General features: G+C 58.1%; 16 protein-coding genes. 4 read left to right on the plus strand and 12 right to left on the minus strand.

What is annotated here, in order from left to right; all coding sequences use genetic code 11:
- The 6 genes from AAGD24_RS01545 to AAGD24_RS01570 all read right to left on the minus strand — a co-directional run bounded on the left by AAGD24_RS01545 (position 1) and on the right by AAGD24_RS01570 (position 7,008).
- The gene (locus tag AAGD24_RS01545) at positions 1 to 864 is read right to left on the minus strand and encodes a branched-chain amino acid ABC transporter permease (RefSeq protein WP_136633956.1); all 864 of its coding nucleotides are present in this window, start codon (positions 862 to 864) and stop codon (positions 1 to 3) included.
- Between the two features lie 98 nt (positions 865 to 962).
- Positions 963 to 2,135 (minus strand): ABC transporter substrate-binding protein, encoded by a 1,173-nt coding sequence (locus tag AAGD24_RS01550; protein ID WP_136633955.1) that lies wholly within the window; start codon positions 2,133 to 2,135, stop codon positions 963 to 965.
- A 236-nt stretch (positions 2,136 to 2,371) separates the two neighbouring features.
- Positions 2,372 to 3,832: a benzaldehyde dehydrogenase gene (locus AAGD24_RS01555; RefSeq protein WP_136633954.1), complete on the minus strand. Its 1,461-nt coding sequence runs from the start codon at positions 3,830 to 3,832 to the stop codon at positions 2,372 to 2,374.
- A gap of 30 nt (positions 3,833 to 3,862) precedes the next feature.
- On the minus strand, positions 3,863 to 5,428 hold the full coding sequence (locus tag AAGD24_RS01560; protein WP_075195470.1) for an FAD-dependent oxidoreductase: 1,566 nt from the start codon (positions 5,426 to 5,428) through the stop codon (positions 3,863 to 3,865).
- Between the two features lie 16 nt (positions 5,429 to 5,444).
- A complete protein-coding gene (locus AAGD24_RS01565) occupies positions 5,445 to 6,041 on the minus strand; it encodes a gluconate 2-dehydrogenase subunit 3 family protein (RefSeq protein WP_075195469.1) in 597 nt (198 codons plus the stop codon).
- Positions 6,042 to 6,096: 55 nt separating this feature from the next.
- Positions 6,097 to 7,008, minus strand: a complete 912-nt coding sequence (locus tag AAGD24_RS01570; RefSeq protein ID WP_075195468.1) for a transporter — start codon at positions 7,006 to 7,008, stop codon at positions 6,097 to 6,099.
- Positions 7,009 to 7,348: 340 nt separating this feature from the next.
- Here AAGD24_RS01570 and AAGD24_RS01575 point away from each other — a divergent pair, with 340 nt between their 5' ends.
- Positions 7,349 to 9,247, plus strand: a complete 1,899-nt coding sequence (locus AAGD24_RS01575) for a sigma-54-dependent Fis family transcriptional regulator (protein ID WP_136633523.1) — start codon at positions 7,349 to 7,351, stop codon at positions 9,245 to 9,247.
- Between the two features lie 45 nt (positions 9,248 to 9,292).
- On the opposite strand, the gene AAGD24_RS01580 is transcribed toward AAGD24_RS01575, so the two are convergent.
- The 5 genes from AAGD24_RS01580 to AAGD24_RS01600 form a co-directional block, all read right to left on the minus strand.
- A complete protein-coding gene (locus tag AAGD24_RS01580) occupies positions 9,293 to 10,219 on the minus strand; it encodes a methyl-accepting chemotaxis protein (RefSeq protein ID WP_136633522.1) in 927 nt (308 codons plus the stop codon).
- A 165-nt stretch (positions 10,220 to 10,384) separates the two neighbouring features.
- Positions 10,385 to 11,173, minus strand: coding sequence for an alpha/beta fold hydrolase (locus tag AAGD24_RS01585; RefSeq protein ID WP_136633521.1), 789 nt, complete (start codon positions 11,171 to 11,173; stop codon positions 10,385 to 10,387).
- Positions 11,174 to 11,187: 14 nt separating this feature from the next.
- On the minus strand, positions 11,188 to 12,390 hold the full coding sequence (pcaF, locus tag AAGD24_RS01590; protein WP_136633520.1) for a 3-oxoadipyl-CoA thiolase: 1,203 nt from the start codon (positions 12,388 to 12,390) through the stop codon (positions 11,188 to 11,190).
- Between the two features lie 8 nt (positions 12,391 to 12,398).
- Positions 12,399 to 13,175, minus strand: a complete 777-nt coding sequence (locus AAGD24_RS01595) for a CoA-transferase subunit beta (RefSeq protein ID WP_075195463.1) — start codon at positions 13,173 to 13,175, stop codon at positions 12,399 to 12,401.
- Positions 13,175 to 13,990: a CoA transferase subunit A gene (locus AAGD24_RS01600; RefSeq protein WP_136633519.1), complete on the minus strand. Its 816-nt coding sequence runs from the start codon at positions 13,988 to 13,990 to the stop codon at positions 13,175 to 13,177. Before AAGD24_RS01600 ends, AAGD24_RS01595 begins: the two co-directional genes overlap by 1 nt.
- Positions 13,991 to 14,187: 197 nt before the next feature.
- On the opposite strand from AAGD24_RS01600, the gene AAGD24_RS01605 reads away from it, so the two are divergent.
- Positions 14,188 to 14,967: an IclR family transcriptional regulator C-terminal domain-containing protein gene (locus tag AAGD24_RS01605; protein WP_136633856.1), complete on the plus strand. Its 780-nt coding sequence runs from the start codon at positions 14,188 to 14,190 to the stop codon at positions 14,965 to 14,967.
- A gap of 2 nt (positions 14,968 to 14,969) precedes the next feature.
- Here AAGD24_RS01605 and AAGD24_RS01610 read toward each other — a convergent pair whose 3' ends face one another.
- Positions 14,970 to 15,872 carry a LysR family transcriptional regulator gene (locus AAGD24_RS01610; RefSeq protein ID WP_379866308.1) on the minus strand — a complete coding sequence of 301 codons (903 nt, stop codon included), beginning with the start codon at positions 15,870 to 15,872 and terminating at the stop codon, positions 14,970 to 14,972.
- 106 nt (positions 15,873 to 15,978) lie between these two features.
- On the opposite strand from AAGD24_RS01610, the gene AAGD24_RS01615 reads away from it, so the two are divergent.
- Positions 15,979 to 17,100 (plus strand): muconate/chloromuconate family cycloisomerase, encoded by a 1,122-nt coding sequence (locus AAGD24_RS01615; RefSeq protein WP_379866309.1) that lies wholly within the window; start codon positions 15,979 to 15,981, stop codon positions 17,098 to 17,100.
- 48 nt (positions 17,101 to 17,148) lie between these two features.
- The gene (gene catC, locus AAGD24_RS01620) at positions 17,149 to 17,439 is read left to right on the plus strand and encodes a muconolactone Delta-isomerase (protein ID WP_075195458.1); all 291 of its coding nucleotides are present in this window, start codon (positions 17,149 to 17,151) and stop codon (positions 17,437 to 17,439) included.
- Positions 17,440 to 17,506: the final 67 nt, after the last annotated feature.

The following is a 17,506-nucleotide window of genomic DNA, read 5'->3' on the forward strand; positions in this document are numbered from 1 at the left end:
TTACTTGGCGAACAGGCCCTGGGGCTTCACCAGCAGCACCAGGATCATAAAGATGTAGATAATCATGTTGGACATGGTGGGCATCAGTACCGCAGCAAATGTGCTGATAACCCCCACCAGGAGGGCTCCCACAAAGGCGCCTTTGATCGAACCCATGCCGCCGATGACCACCACCACGAAGCAGGTAATCAGGACGCTTTCGCCCATACCCGGAACAATGGAGCGCATGGGGGCGGCGATAATGCCAGACACCGCGGCCAGCATGACGCCAATCGCAAACACGATGGTGTAGAGGCTTTTGATATTGACGCCCAGGGCTTCCACCATTTCCCGGTTGGATTCTCCGGCACGGATCAGCATGCCCAGGCGGGTCTTGCTCACCACGAAATAAAGCGCGGCGGCGATGGCGATACAGATGAATGCCGCAAAGATGCGGTAAACCGGGTAACTGGAGTTGTCGGTGAAGGGTACGGAGCCGCTCAGCGCGTCAGGAACCGCGACGCCATAAGGGTCGTTGCCCCAGAGAATGCTTTGCAGCGAGTTGAACACGAAGATCATGCCGATGGTCAGCAGTACCTGATCCAGGTGGTTGCGGTTATACAATCGCTGTATCAATATCCGTTCGATCAGTATGCCCAGGCCGAGGGCGATGACCGCCGAGAGAATGGCGGATACCGTAAAGCTGCCGGTTACCGCAACGAAGTACCACACCAGATAGGCACCGACCATGTACATGGAGCCATGGGCCAGGTTAAGGATGCCCATGACACCAAACACCAGGGTCAGGCCGGAGGCGATCAAAAACAGAAGCAACCCATACTGGAGACCATTAATAAGTTGCACGAAGAAAAGTTCGGTAGACATAGTGATACCCAACGGTTTTACGGATAAGTCAGTTCAGGTGTGGGCAAGGGAGCTTCAGATGAGCCCCCGGCTTTCGCCGGGGGATTCAGAACCCGTGCTTAGAGCTTGCAGCCACGGGCAGGGTCTTCCAGCGCTTCGGCGGCGATGCTCTGCACCACGTTCACGCCGTCCTTCACTTCCCGCAGATAGACGTTCTGGATCGGGTTGTGGGCCTTGGAGAAGGTGAATTCTCCACGCGGGCTGTCGATGGTCAGCTTTTCCATGGTGCTGATCACGGCCTGCTTGTCCGAAATGTCACCCTTGAGCTGGTCGATGGTGTTAGCGATAGCCTGCCCCGCGTCATAGCCCTGTACGGCGTAGATGTCCGGGTAGTGGCCGTATTCGGTATTGAAGGCTTCGCGGAATTCCCGGTTCTTGGGAACATCCAGTTGCTCTGCATAGTGCAGACCGGTCATCACGCCTTCGGCAGCGTCGCCCTGCGCCTTCAGAGTGCCTTCGGTGAGGAAGCCGGACCCCAGCAGCGGAATCTTGCCGCGCAGGCCCATGGCATCGTAGTCCTTCACGAACTTGATGGCGCCGCCGCCAGCGAAGAAGGTGAATACAGCATCGGGATTTGTATCCGCGATGGAGCTCACGTGGGACTGGAAGTTGGTAGATGGGAAGGGCAGGAGCACTTTCTCGACAATCTCGCCACCACCGGCAGTGAACGACTCTTCAAAAGCGTCCAGGCTCTCGCGGCCCATGCCGTAGTTCCAGCTGATGGCATAAACCTTCTTGTACCCTTTTTCCAGAGCGACTTTGCCCATGGGGTAGGATGGCTGCCAGGATGAGAAGGACGTCCGGAACATGTTGGGCGAGCACAATGGGCCTGTGGCCGCTGCCGCACCTGCGTTCGGAATGATCATCACGGTGTCCTTGCCACGAAGCATCTTGATCATGCCCATGGCAACACCGGAATGAACCGGGCCAATTATAAAGTCCGCTTCGTGTTGGTTCAGCAGCGACGACGCCAGTTCCGGAGCCCGTGATGGTTTGGCTTCGGTATCCAGCTCAATAAATTCAATGTCCGCGCCGTGCAGGTTGGCGGCGTTTTCCTTCAGCGCCAGCTTCAGGCCGTCGCGCCCGGCTTCGCCCAGTTGTGCGTAGATGCCACTGAACGGCAGCATGACGCCAATTTTTACCGGATCGCCGGCGGCATGTGCGCCAAGGCTCATGCCTGCGGTCAGGGTAGTTGCCAGTACAGCGCTGGCAAGGGATTTGGTCCTGTTCATTTCAACACCTCGAAATTTTTGTTTTGCGGTTCTGTCATTAGAGTCTTCGAGGCGAAAGAGCAATATCCGTTTTCTGCACACCGGTGTCCTGTGGTTGCAGCGCTATTAACGACACTTTGAAATTCAGGTATTTGAAGGATAAAAAAGCCCGAAGAGCAGGGGAGCTCCTCGGGCAAGAGCAGATCATCCCCTCAGGGATCGCCACTCAACAAGGAAAGCGAGGTTCAGGTCGAGTATCAGAAGGGGTATTGGATACCTTTCTCCATCACACTGACCCACTGGCTGGTGGTGAACTCTTCAATGTTGGCAGGTCCGCCAAAGCGGCCGCTGTTGCCGGAACTGCCCAGGCCGCCGAAGGGCACCTGGAACTCGTTGTTCACCGTTTGATCGTTGATATGGATCATTCCCACCTGGATTTGGTTGGCGATTTGCAGGGCGCGCTCTGTCGATCTCGAGTGGATGGCTGCCGCCAGGCCGTAGAGTGATTCGTTGACCAGACTGCAGGCGTTGTCATCAGAGTCGAAGGTCATCACAGGTGCTACCGGGCCAAAGACTTCCTCGGAGAAAACCGGCATGTCCGGGGTAACGTCGGACATGACGGTAGCCTCGTAATAGTTGCCGTTGCGTTTTCCGCCGACGACAATTCTGGCACCCATCTCGACCGAGCGATTGACGATGTCTTCGACGCGTTTTGCCTGAGCCTCATTGATCAGGGGGCCAAGGTGAGCCTGCTCCTGTGCAGGATTACCGCAAGCGAGGTTTCCAGCACGGGCGGCCAGACGCTCAATGTACTCATCCGCCACCGAGCGATGCACCAGGTGACGCCCCGTCTGCATGCAGATCTGCCCCTGGTGCAGGAACGAGCCCCAGGCCCCGCAGGAGCTGGCGATGTCCAAGTCTGCGTCCTCAAGCACCACCTGGGCGTTATTGCCGCCGAGTTCCAGTGCCGCTTTCTTCAGCATTCGCCCACAGGTTTCACCGATCTTCTTGCCCACGGCGGTTGAGCCGGTGAATGAGATCATCTTGACCAGCGGATGCTCAACCAGTGCCTGGCCGACGTCGGGGCCACCAGGCAGCACGTGGAATACTCCTTCAGGGAGCCCGGCATCTTCCAGAATTTTTGCCATCAGCACACCACCACAAATACTGCTCTTGGGATCGGGCTTCAGTATCACGCAGTTACCCATGGCCAACGCCGGAAATACGGACCGCATGGCAAGAAGGATAGGGAAGTTCCAGGGGGCGATAACGCCCACGGTACCAATGGGCACACGCTTCCAGTAGTTTCGTTTTCCTGGCATATTGGACGGGAAGATTTCGCCACTGGGTTGCATTGGCAGGGCCGCCGCCATCTGAGCCTGTTCATAGGTGGCCTGCAACTCCCAGTCCGCCTTTGGACCGATGGAGCCGCACTCACGGGTATTCCATCCGTTGATTTCATCCGCGCGTTCCTTGAGCAGGGTGGCGGCTTTACGCAGGATCTCGGCTTTTTGATCAAAGGGAACCGCCACCCACTGCGTCTGGGCGTCCCTGGCAGTGGTTGCAGCCCGGTCAACGTCAGACGGCGTCGCGGCTTTCAGCTGTGAAATAACCTCTCCGGTCGCGGGTTCCGTAACGTTGATCTGCTCGCCGTTCCCGCTCTTCCATGATCCCAGGAACAGGCGCTGCTGCCACACGGGGTTTGCTGGCATATCCATGATCTGTCCTCCTTAATGTTTCCGTCGTGATCAGGCGTGGGCCCGGTTGATCTGGTCGCTGATGTAATGTGCCAGTGCGTACACGGTTTCCGACGGGTTGTAGCCGATCGACGTAGGCAGCAGGCTCGCATCCACGATGTAAAGGTTCTTTATCTCGTGGGTTTCGCCCATGGGTGAAACCACGGTGGTCTTGGGGTCCGCGCCCATGCGGCAGGTGCCCTGGGGGTGGAACGACGTGTACCGATAGCGAGCGGGCTCGTTGTCGAGGCTGTCGATCACGGCATCGATCTGATCGACGCTGTCGATGGTCAGTTTCTGGGAAGTAGGAATATAAAGCTGCTTGGCACCGGCCGCAAACAGTACTCTCGCGTTGGTCTTGAGGCCTTCCTTCATGATGTCGAAATCGCCATCATCGACGAAGTACTTGATCTCCTTGGCGCCGTTTTTCCAGTTCACTTCGCCCACGTTCTGGTCGTGGATCAGGGTGATCAGGCGAACGGTGTTCCGGTATTTGGACATGTAGGACGCGTAGGGTTTTCCGGTGCCAGGCTCCACCTGGAAGCTGGCTTCTACTGGATCCTGAATGGCGTCCAGAAGCAGGTAACCACCGTCTTTTGGCATGGTGTGCTTGTCCATGTATAGGGAATGGGTGGCGCCGTAGAAATTATCGATATCCTCATCGAACATGCCGGTGACTGACATGGTGGGATGGCAGGCGAAATTCTTGCCAACCTGCCCGTTACCGTTGGCCAGATTGCTTTTCTGCAGCAGGATCGGCATCTGGATCGGGCCGGCGGCACCGACCACAATCGGCGCGTTGACCCTGAGTTTGCTTTTAACCGTTTTGCTCTGTTGATCGACGATTTCCGCCAGTACGCCCGTTGCCTTGCCGTTGTTGGCCAGGATCTGAGTGGCTCGCGTATCGGAATAAATCGTAGCGCCATAGGCTACGGCCCAGGGCAGGTAAGTAATGAGCATGGACTGTTTGCGGTCTGACTTGCAGCCAGCGAAACAGAAGCCGGTCATGGCGCAGTTACGGATATTGCGTTTGGCGTTGCCCTCGGGAAGGTTCAGTTTTTTCATGCCTCCTTTGAGCAGTTGGGCGCCGGCACTGGTTTCAAACGCCTTATTGGGGGCGATGCCGAGGTTGGCTTCGACTTTGTCAAAGTAAGGAGCCATGACTTTGGGCGTCAGGTTGGTTAGACCGAACTCTTTCGCCCATCGATCGAGATAGTAGTCCGGAGTGCGAAAGCACAATGCCGCATTGACGACGGTAGAGCCACCAACACAGGCACCCTGCAGAATCGATATGTCGCCCGCGGAATTGGACTGGCCGCCATGATCGGCATAGAGGGTGTCCATAGACACAGCGTGCATTTCGGTAAATTTCTCGGAAGGCACGTAAGGGCCGGCTTCCAGTACCACCACTTTTTTGCCTGCTTTCGCCAGCTCGTAGGCGGCAATGGCACCACCGGCACCCGAGCCGATGATGACGGCGTCAGCATTGAGTTCGATGTTGTCATTGGTGACATCTGACGCTTGGGTGACCTGCAAACCATGGGCAGGCACCGTTTTAGCTTTGATTGTTTCTTGCATGGTCTACTCCCGCCTTTCAGCTTTTCGGTAGAGGGGCGTTGCCCAACGATTCCAGGTTCCACTTATCCGTTACGGGCCCGCCGTAGCCCAGAGGTGCCCAAGTTGGCGGGTTCGCCCAGTAGGACAGGCCAACCAGTTTTTTCAGGCCCATGGCCAGTGCCCGATGAGGCACCTCATCGGAATCGGCCCAGGTGTCACAGAAGGTAGCGGCCTGCTCGTCGGATAAGTCCACAAAGGGCTTGCCATACTCGGCTTTGGGGCCGTCGTTGAAATAGGCGATACCGCCTTTCAGGCCTTCAAGGATATGAGGTTCCATGGTGGCCAGCAGCGCGGCGTCCAGTGTCTGCATGACCGGAATTTCGCTGGCGGGAACCAAGCCAGTTCCTTCGGTTACCAGCATGACCTTCATGAGCCGATGCATGACTTGGTATTCGCTGGCGGACATTACCTTAATGCCCTCTGGCATTGAGGCGAAGGCATTCGCAGCACCGAGAAGCCCGGTGCCTACGGAAGCCGCCACCGCGAGGCCGCTGGCGGCCTTCAGGAAGCTGCGGCGGCTCAGGCCGTTGATCTGGTCGATGGCTTCTTTTGTTTGATCGCTCATCTGACTCATAGTCTTCTCCGGAATCATTGCCTGGGTTAGCAGGCTCTTACTTGTGAATATGGGCTCAGAATACCTTCAGTACGCGAAAGTTCACGCGGGTATCCTCTTCGAAACCGTTTTCCACGTTAATGTCTTGGCCGGCCTGGACCTGCAGTTGCACGGTCGGGTCGACAAAGGTGGCATAGGTGGCCAACCAGCGGTTGGTGTTGACGCGGTCGTCCTGATCCTGTCCGCCAACGGTGGTTTCTCCTCCAAAGGAATGGTAGTAGGAAAGCGCCACATGACTTTGCTTGGATAACAGGTAGCGGAGGTGACCTTGCAGGCTCTGGGCGTCTTCCTGTTCGCGTTTAAAGCCCAGGAAATCATCATTGTCTCCGTACACGGAATACTCCGCGATCAGATCCAGAACCACACTGTTGCTCAAATGCTTGACATAGGCCGCCTGAAAAATGCCCTTCCAGCGGTTCTCGCCAATGTTCACTGGTCCCTTGTCGTCATCGTACTGGCCGACAGGTACGGAGGCGAAAGCGGACAGGCCAACCCATTGTTGATCGTCGGGGTTGTTGAGAACCCAGGCAGTTGCGCCAATGATGGGATCGCCGACGCCGCTTTCCGAGGTGGGTTGAAGCGGGCCAAACGGCTCCTCCAGTTCCACCTTGCCGAAAGGCACGATGATCTGTGGGTCCACGATCACACCGCCAATGTCCATGTAGTGAACGAAACGGGCGAGGCCGATGATGGTATTTAGTCCAGCATCCACCGGTACCTTGTCGCCATCGGCGTAGACAGTATCGCGGGTTGCGTACTGGCCATAGAGGATGCCGAGGTTCACGCCCGCAGGCAGTGGCGTGTAGTCGCCTGGGTCAGTGGCAATTTCGGCTGCTTGGGTCGTGGCGGAGAAAAAGCCGGTGGTAAGTGCCAGGGCAGAACCCATGGCCAATGATTTGAACGGTGTGTTCTTCAGCGTCGATCGCATGGTTGGTCTCCAGATATCGTGTTGTTTTTGTCAACGCGAAAACGGATAGCGACGATCGTGCCAGAAAATCGGATTTTCAAAAAAATATCTTATATACAGTTAGTTAAGTATTTATCGCTATTTCTGGGGCAGGGTTGGGTAGGGTCATGAATGTCTCAATTCGGGAAACATGGAGACACTGTCTCATAATGAGACAGTGCGTGGCATACCAACGAATTTCCGCGCAATCGTTACAAATAAACGTGTTAAAGTTTCACGGGTATGACAACAAGAGCCGACATGGCCAGAACGCAGGGTCGCATCAAACGAAGATAATCAGCCCTGCGAGAGAGGTAACATTATGAACGCCATTATTCCTGCCGACCACAGGCGAGCCAAGGCACGTGAAACGTTTTTCGAACATGGTCAGATTCCAACGGGCTTGATTGACGATGCTATTGTCAATTCCTGGCAGCGTTGTTCCGCAGCGAGCAAAAACGTCAGTGAACGGGTTCAATTCGACACTGTGTCCAGAAGTGGTCTGTTGGAGCTCATGGACAGCAACCAAATCCTGCTGGAGGCGGCCACCCAGCCGTTGGAACAGTTAGGCCAGACCGTTAATGGCGCCGGCTATTCCGTCCTACTGACGGATGACAAAGGGGTTGCTCTAGCGGCGCGACGTTCGGGGCGATGCGCTAACACTCTGATTAACGGTGCGTTCCGGCAGGGCGTCAACCTTTCCGAGGCGACCATCGGCACTTCTGCGATGTCTTGTGCCGTGTCAGAACGGCGTCCTGTACTGGTCTCTGGAGTTGAGCACTACCTGCATGCCAACCGGGTATTCAATTGTGCGGCTTCTCCCATTGTCGACCCCATGGGCCGGGTACTAGGTGCCATCGATATTACTCGTGGTAATCCGCTGGAGCCGGGAAGCGCTCTTTCGTTGGTGCAACAGTGTTCGGCTCGGGTCGAACGCCAGTTGATGGGGATGTTGTCGCCCTGGCTCATGGTCAGCCTAGGTTGGGAGCAGAATGATCTTCGTGCCTCTGGTGATCTACTGGTAGCGCTTGGGCAGGAGGGGCAGGTGCTGGGCCTGTCGCCGCGGGTGCGTGAGTTGACGGGGCTGGCCTCAACGGATGAGAGGTTGTGCTTTCAGGATCTGTTTGACCTGCGCTTTGATGAGCTGGTCGATGGGTTTCGTGGTCGGAAGCAGCCGATGACGGCCAGGATGCACTCCGGGCTGTCATTTTCGCTTCGCCCGGTGAATACCGATGCTCGAAAAACCGTCAGGCGCAGTTCTGCGAATCCTCCGGCGAAGCGTTTGCCGGACTCCACGGATTTTGGTGATCCTGCCATCAGCCGTCAGGCCACCCTTGCAGGCAGAGCGATGGAGAAGGGATTGCCGGTGCTGATACTGGGAGAGACCGGAACCGGGAAGGAAGTGATGGCGAAATCGCTTCATAGTGGCAGCATGTCTTCCTCCGGCACGTTCGTTGCCATCAACTGCGCCGCCATCCCGGAGTCGCTGATTGAAGGCGAATTGTTTGGCCATGCCGAGGGCGCCTACACGGGTGCTCGGCGAGGGGGTGCTCCTGGCAAGATTGAGCATGCGGATGGTGGCACCCTGTTTCTGGACGAAATTGGTGACATGCCGTTGGGACTTCAGTCGCGGTTATTGAGAGTGTTGGAAACTCGGGAAGTGACCCGTCTCGGAAGTGCAACACCAAAGCCGGTCCGTTTCCAGTTGATCTGCGCAACCCATCGGAACCTATCGGAAGCCGCCCAAAACGGGGATTTCCGCGAAGACCTGCTCTATCGCATTAAAGGTATGACAGTACGCTTGCCAAGGCTGGCGGAACGTTCGGACCTGAAAAACTTCATTGTCGACCGGTGCCGGGTTCTGACACAGGGCAGTCGCGAGCTCTCACAAGACTGTCTGGATGGATTGATCCGTTACGACTGGCCGGGAAATGTCCGTGAGCTCATTTACGCTCTGACCCATGCCGACGCACTGGCGGAGCCTGATGAAGTGCTGGAACTTTGCCATTTTCCGGAAGAAATAGCGGCCCCGACAACCGTGGCCGTTGGAAGCAATCGTACGGTGAATAGAGGCGGTACCCTCAAGACCCTGGAACGTGCTGTTATTGACGAGGCGCTGGCTATTGAGGGGGGCAATGTCAGCCGGGCAGCGAAACGGCTGGGCATTGGTCGAGCGACACTGTATCGCCGCTTCAAAGCCGGCAGTGAGAACGGGCCCTAGTGTCTGTGGTTGTCACTCGGCGGAGGGAGGGCCCGGAAACACGGATCAGCGTGCAGTACTGAGGTCGGTATAAAGCTGATGGGTCAGCTCACGCTGAACTTGTAGACGATCAGTAATTCCCTGCACCACTTCCATTCGGGCCACGGCCCCGGCCTGAATATCCTTCATTGCCTGTAAGGCTTCACCGGACTGGCCCAGGCACTGGTTGCACGACTCGCGGATTCTCTCCATGCCATTGCCCGCGTCCACCGACGTGGTTGTCAGGCTGTTGGCGATGGCGCGAATGCCTTCGCTGGATTCGTTGGCACGAACCGCAAGATGGCGCACTTCGTCTGCCACCACGGCGAACCCTCTGCCATGTTCCCCCGCCCGGGCGGCTTCAATGGAAGCGTTCAGGGCCAGCAGATTGGTCTGTTTGGCAATATCCTGAATGTTGCCGACGATGGTGCCAATTTCCTCGGACTGTGTACCCAGTTGGGTGAAGACCTCGTCAATGCGTCCCATGAAATCGGCCAGTTCCCGGATGGAGGCTTCGGAGTCGGAAATGCAGCTGGCGCTGTGGGTGACTTTGGCGCCCGATGCCTTGGCGAGTTTGCCGGCCTCGCCCATTTCTTCCAGGATGACCTCGACATTATTGCGCAAATCGTCGAGGTGGCTGATGAGCATGGGGTCGGGGGCTAACGGTTGTTCTTGCAGGTTGGTTTCCGGCACCGGCTCTGCGACAGGTTCCGGTACGGGCACCGGTATTTCCTCACGGACGGTGATAACTTCTGGCTGCCATTTGACGCACAGGGTGAAAGCGGAGGCAACAAGGCCCAGGGTCAGAGTTGCGGCAACAACCTGAAGGAGGCTGGCTGCCGTGGCAAGCAGCAATACGATGCCCGCTAACGCCAGGATCAGTGCGCCGTAGATGGGAGTTTTGGAGGTTCTGGAGTGTGTCGGTTCCTGTTCGAACGCGAGGGTGTCAGCCATAGTGGTGTTTCCGCAGGGCAATAGTTCTGATTGTGCTGAAACGCTAAGGCTTTTTTGGCGGCGCCACTATCCGAAGAGTGCAGAGGTGTGTCCGTATAGTGAAGTTGGGTGCGGACGGGAATGAAAGCCAGGCCGGGAGACACACGGGCCTGGCTTGTATGTCGATCAGGCCAGGTTGTTGACCAGGATCCGGGTTAGCTTATCCGGGCACTCAACGGAAGGCACGTGGCCAACCTGCTCCAGAATGACCGGCTCCGCCGCGCCGCTGACGTCGGCCAGCGCCCTCAGGGTGTCTGGCGGTGTGGCCACGTCGTCGGACCCTCCCACCAACTGGAGTGGTACGCGTTGCTCGCCGAGCATTTCGCGGAAGTCGACCCGCCCCAGCATTTCGCACAGCAGGGCATAACTACGGTTATCGCCGCGCCCCATGATCACGCGCCAGCCTTCCACCAGCGCTGGTTGCTGTTCGCAGACGGCGGGGCCGAACCAGCGCGGCACAATATCCACCGCCATGGTGCTCAGGCCCAGTTCCAGAACGCTCGCAGAACGGGTGTTCCAGGCGTCGGGGGTACCGATGACGGCTCCGGTGTTGGTGAGTGTGGCGGACAGCAATCGGTCTGCATGCTTGCTGACGAGCTGTTGGCCAATCACGCCCCCGATGGACGTGCCCGCGAAGTGGAAGCGCTGTGCCTCGGCGGCAGTGGCGAGTGCGAGGGCCTCCTGTGCCAGATCTTCAGGGGCGATCTGGTCACTGGCCTCTGGCCAGGCCGCGCTGGCGCCATGTCCTGGCAAGTCCCAGGTGAGTACCCGGAAGCTGTTCAGCAGTGCAGGGAGCATGTCGTCCCACACGGCCTGCGTCATGCCCAGGGGGTGTGCCAGCATCAGCAGCGGTTTCGCGCTATCACCGAGCAGGCGGTAACAGACAGTGCGGCCGTTATGTTTCAGAAAAGCCATGGTAGCTCCTTGCCTCAGACGCGTTCGATAAGTGTTGCAATACCCTGGCCGACGCCCACACACATGGTGCAAAGCGCGTATCGGCCGCCGGTGTGTTGCAGCTGGTGGGCTGCCGTTTGCAGCAGTCGTGCGCCAGACATGCCCAGTGGATGCCCAAGGGCGATGGCGCCGCCGTTCGGGTTGACCCGGGGGTCGTCGTCGGTAACGCCCAGTTCCCGTAGTACGGCCAGTCCTTGCGCGGCAAAGGCTTCGTTCAGTTCGATCACGTCGATGTCGTCAATGCCGATGTCTTGCTTCTCCAGCAGTTTTCGAACGGCGGGGACTGGGCCAATGCCCATAATACGCGGTTCCACGCCGGCCGTGGCCATGCCCAGGATGCGGGCCATGGGTTTCAGGCCGTGGGCTTCTACCGCGTTTTCACTGGCAACCAGCATAGCCGCGGCACCATCGTTGACGCCGGAAGCATTGCCGGCGGTCACGCTTCCGCCTTCCCGGAAAGGGGTTGGCAAGGAGGCGAGTTTCTCCAGGGTGCTTGCACGGGGATGTTCGTCGGCATCAAATACCAGCGGGTCCTGTTTTCGGCGCGGAATGGATACCGGCACGATTTCTTCTGCGAAGCGGCCTTCCTTCTGTGCCCGGGCGGTTTTTTCCTGGGAACGGAAGGCAAACAGGTCCTGATCTTCCCGCGACACCTGGTACTGCTCGGCGACGTTTTCCGCGGTTTCCGGCATGGAGTCGATGCCGTATTGCTTCTTCATCAGCGGGTTCACGAAGCGCCAGCCGATGGTGGTGTCTTCGATCTTCTGACCCCGTGAAAAAGCCGAGTCAGCCTTGCCCATCACATAGGGCGCGCGGGACATGGATTCCACGCCGCCGGCCAGTACCAGCTCCATTTCGCCGGCGCGTATGGCGCGAAAGGCGGTGCCCACTGCGTCCATGCCGGAGCCACACAGGCGGTTGAGGGTCGTGCCGGGCACGGAGGTGGGCAGGCCTGCGAGCAGGGCAGACATCCGGGCAATATTGCGGTTGTCTTCACCGGCCTGGTTGGCAGACCCCATCATCACTTCGTCGATGGCGGCGGGGTCGAGTTCCGGGGCCTGTTCCAGTACAGCCTTGAAGATATGTGCCGCGAGGTCATCGGGGCGAACGCTGGCCAGGGTGCCGCCGAAACGGCCAATGGCCGAACGGCGGGGGTGGCAGAGATAAACGTCAGTCATGATAGTCCTCACTGTTGGCCGGCATGATGCGCGTTGGTGCGCGCTTTCAGGTCACGCAGGATGTCCAGCTCTTTGGCACTGGGTTCCGGCGTTGTTTCCAGCTGTTCCGCAAACCGGATCTCCCAGCCAGTCGCTTCGATCACTTCTTCCCGGGTTACGTTCGGGTGTAAGGATGTGACCACCAGTTCTTTGGTGTCCGGATCGGGCTTGAGAATGCACAGATCGGTAATCACCACCGTGGGGCCGCGACCGATATTAGGGACATTATCCCGTGCGGTGCCGTCACGTCCAAAGCCAACGGTGGTGACGAAGTCCACGTCCTTCACGAAGGTGCGTTTGGAATGCTTCACGGTAATGAACACTTCCTTCGCGTTGGTGGCGATTTCAGGGGCACCGCCACCGCCTGGCAGTCGCACTTTCGGTTCGCGGTAGTCTCCAATCAGGGTGGTGTTGAGGTTGGCGAAACGGTCGATCTGGGCGGTGCCCAGGAAGCCGACACTGATGTGGCCGCCCTGGAGCCAGTAGCGGAACATTTCCGGAACGCCGACGGTGGTCAACGCCGATTCGCACAGTTCGCCATCACCGATGGACAGCGGAAGAACGTCCGGCTTGGTCTGCAGGGTGCCGGATTCGTAAATCAGGGTGACGTCGGGCGCGTGGGTCAGGCGTGCCAGATTGGCGGCTTCACTGGGCAGGCCGATGCCGACGAAACAGGTCATGTCGTTGGTCAGTGCGCGGGCGGCAGTGACGCTCATCATTTCCGAAGAGGTAAATTCAAGGCTCATCACGCAGCTCCTTTTTCAAATACGTTGTCTTTCAGCCAGCTCTGGAAGGTTTCCCGGTCCCGGGCGATGCCGTCCCACTCTTTGTAGAAAGCGTTGTCGCGGTCGTAGTAGCCCAGCGCATAGGACGGGCTGGCGCCTTTCGGGGCCTCGGCAATGGCCGTAACCGCCCAGGACGGCAACACGCAGGCGTTCACCGAAGCGCCCAGATCGTCCACCACTTCTTCAACGGTCACGATGCTGCGCTTGGCGGCCAGAACCACTTCTTTCTGGATACCCACAATGCCTTCTATCAGTACATTGCCTTTGCGGTCGGCCCGCTGGGCATGAATCACAGCAACGTCCGGACGTACCGATGGCACGGCGGCCAGGCGCTCTCCGGTGAACGGGCACTCGATGAATTTGATCTGGTCATTCACCTTTGGCAGATCGCTGCCCACGTAGCCACGGAGCACTGCCAGTGGCAGGCCGGCAGCACCGGCTTCATAGGCGCAGGCCATGGCAGCGTGGCTGTGCTCCAGGATCTCCAGTTTATTCGGCCAGCCTTTCTCGACGGCATCTCGCAGGCGATGCAGTGAGCCCACGCCTGGGTTTCCGCCCCAGGAGAAGATCAGTTTCCGGGCGCAACCCGCACCGATCATCTGGTCGTAAACCAGGTCCGGTGTCATGCGGATGAGCGTCAGGTCGCGCTTTTCCTGGCGGATGATTTCGTGGCCCGCAGCGAAGGGGATCAGGTGTGTAAAGCCTTCCATACAGACCGTGTCGCCATTGCTGATATAGCGGCTCACGGCTTCCTTGAGAGAGAGAAATTCAGCCATTACAGAATCTCCAGTGCAGTGCATTGTTGAAAAGTTCGATATGCGAACATAAGTTTAATATGCGAACATAATGACTCGAAGGTTTTGGCGTCGTCAAGTACAAATTTTCACCAGTTGCCAAAAATGCACGGATGTTCGGATAGCGAACGAGCTGTTACCATTTGCGGAGGCTGTGTTCAGGCGAGTAAGGAGCAGGAATGGACGATCAGGTTCTCAGGCCCGGAGACCGGGACTATGTAGGTGCACTGGCGTCAGGGCTGGAGGTGTTGCAGGCGTTTGACGCTGAGCATCCACGGATGACCCTGAGCGAGGTGGCGACACGGACGGATATGGACCGGGCCAAGGCGCGTCGTTTCCTGCTTACTCTTCACGCGCTGGGGTTCGTAAAACGTAACGGCCGACAGTTCGAGTTGACCCCTCGCGTCTTGCAGCTGGGCTATGCCTACCAATCGTCGAATCAGTACCGGGCGGTAATCCAGCAATACCTTGAGGACGTTACGGCCGAGTTGGGTGAGTCATCCTCACTGGCGGTTCTGGACGGTGACGATGTGGTGTACGTGGTGCGCTCTTCGGCCCGACACCGGCTGATGGCGATTACCCTTTCTGTGGGCACACGTCTGCCGGCGGCCTATACCTCTATGGGCCGGGTGCTGCTGGCGCAGTTGCCGGAAGCGGAGCTGGAGGCGTTTCTTCTTCGGGTGAAGCTCGTGCCCTATACCGCTTCTTCCATTACCAATACCAATGCCCTGAAGAAAGACATCGCGAAGGTTCGGGAGCAGGGCTATTCGATTGTGGATCAGGAGCTCGACTCAGGCCTTCGTTCCGCAGCGGTGCCGGTGTTTGCCGGCAATGGCGAGCTGCTGGGTGCGATCAATATCAGTACCAATGCCGCGCGAGTGGATATGGAGACATTGATGGGGGGGTATTTGCCCCGGTTGCAGCAGGCGGCCGAGGCGGTACGGCGAACGACCCGCTGAAATCACGGATACCGGCCCGTCAGCCGGTTTTCCACCAGCTCATCCAGAATCGTGTTCGCCAGCCGCATCACCGCATTGGGGTTTTCTCCCCGTCGCCGTGACGCAATGACCGGTACGCTGATGTTGTCATCTTCCAAAGGCATGTAGTCCACACCTTCCCGGTTCAGCCGTCGGACCTGCTCCGGCACCAGGGTAAAACCCATGTCCGAAGCCACCAGTGACAGCGCCGTCTGCAGGTCATTGACTTGCTGCATCACGTTGACTCGCAGGCCTCGGCGGTGGAAAAGGCCCTGGGTCAGATCGGCGAAGTTCGGTCCCGGGCCGGACGGGAAGGTGATCATCGGCCATTCCGACAGCTCCTTCATCGATGGCGGATGCCGGGTCAGGGGGTTGCCGGCGGGAATGGCCGCGATAATGGGTTCGTCGAACAACAGTTCCTGATCAACATCCGGGTCTTCGATGCGCACCCGGCCAAAACCGATATCAATCTTCCCCGATTTCAGCGCATCTACCTGCTCCCGTGTTTTCAGTTCGTGCAGGATGATTTCCAGGTTCTTGTTGCGCCGCAGACGCCGGACCATCAGTGGCAGTTGCCCGTAGAACACGGAGGGTACGAAGCCGATGGAAAAAACGGTTTTGCGGTGTTGGGCGATCCGGCGGGTGTCGCTGACGGTTGCGGCCATCTTGTCGAGAATCTGCCGTGCCTGCTCAAGAAAGTATTCACCGCCGGTCGTTAATACCAGCCCCCGGGGCTTCCGAATGAACAGCGCAACCCCCACTTCTTCTTCCAGCTGTTTGATGGCACGGGTCAGAGGTGGCTGGGCGATAAACAGCTTTTCCGCAGCACGAGTGAGGTTCAGTTCCTCTGCCACTGCCACGAAGTAGCGCAAGTGTCTCAGCTCCATCCATACCTCCAGGGTATCGCTTCGTACTTAATCAATATTGGTTCCCATACGTGAAACTTCGTACTGTCCGAATGACAGGCATTTTAACTTGCGATTCGGAGAGCACATGTCCGCCACCATTCAGTCCATTGAAGCCATCCTGGTCGATATCCCGACCATCCGGCCGCACAAACTATCCATGACAACCATGGGGGTTCAGACCATGGTGATCGTGCGGATGAAGGATTCCGATGGCCTGGAAGGTTTGGGTGAAGCCACCACGATTGGCGGCCTGGCCTACGGCCCGGAAAGCCCCGAAAGCGTGAAACTCACCATCGACACCTATTTCAAGCCACTGCTGATCGATCAACCAGCGGATGCCATCAATACTCTTAGAGTAAGGCTAAACCGTGCGACCCGCGGAAACAACCTGGCCAAGTCCGCCATTGAAACCGCGCTGCTGGATCTGCAGGGAAAGCGCCTGAATCGTCCGGTTTCCGATCTGCTCGGCGGCGCTCTGCATCAGCACATTCCGGTGCTCTGGACGTTGGCCAGTGGTGATACCGCCAAAGATATCGATGAGGCGCACAGTCTGATCGCGCAACAACGCCATTGCGATTTCAAGCTGAAAATTGGTTCTCGCGCGGTGATGGATGATGTGCGCCATGTGGCGGCTATCAAGGAAGCCGTGGGTGAGCGGGCCAGTGTGCGTGTTGACGTCAATCAGGCCTGGGATGAAGCCACGGCAGCCAAGGGTATGGCTGAGTTGCAGGCCGCCGGCATTGATCTGGTGGAGCAGCCTACCCCGATGAAGGATTTTGGCGCCCTGGTACGCCTGTCTGAAAAATTCCATATCCCGATTCTGGCCGATGAATCCGTAGCCGACGCCAAGGACCTGTTTGCCCTGGCGGCCGGAGGATTTGCCGGTGCGGTGGCGATGAAAATTGCCAAGGCAGGCGGTCCGATCCGAGCGTTGGAACAGGCGACGGTTGCCCAGTCTGCGGGGCTTGGACTGTACGGCGGCACCCTGCTGGAAGGCACCATCGGTACCGCCGCGTCCCTGCACGCCTGGTCCACGCTGGAAACCCTTCACTGGGGAACAGAGATGTTCGGCCCGCTACTGATGAAAGACGACATCGTGGTGCGCCCGCTGAACTTCCACTCCAACGGCGTGGACCTGCCGCAGGGCCCGGGCCTGGGTGTCGAGATTGATGAAGACAAGCTGGCGGTCTATCGCAGAGACGCATAGGGCGCCGGCCGTATGTACGCCGCAAGAATGGATAACGGAGGAAAGCACATGCTGTTCAAAGTCGAGATGAAAGTGAACATCCCCCACGACATGCCCGCCGATGTGGTAGCGGACATCAAGGCCCGGGAAAAAGCTTACGCCCAGGACCTGCAGGAAAAGGGCAAATGGCGCCACCTGTGGCGTGTGGCGGGTAGCTACGCCAACGTCAGTATTTTTGATGTGGAGGACAACGCCGAGCTGCAGGACCTGGTCGGCAACCTTCCGCTGTTCCCGTACATGGATATCACCGTTGCGCCCCTGTGCCGTCACCCGTCATCCATTCGCGAGGATGACCGCTAACGGGCGTAATCAGCCAATACCGGCGCCCAATGTTTTCAGGCGCCACACAGAACTTGTTGCCAATTGA

Origin of the sequence: Marinobacter sp. M5B, from assembly GCF_042604615.1 — a bacterium.
In the GTDB taxonomy this organism is placed as follows: Bacteria; Pseudomonadota; Gammaproteobacteria; order Pseudomonadales; family Oleiphilaceae; genus Marinobacter; species Marinobacter salarius.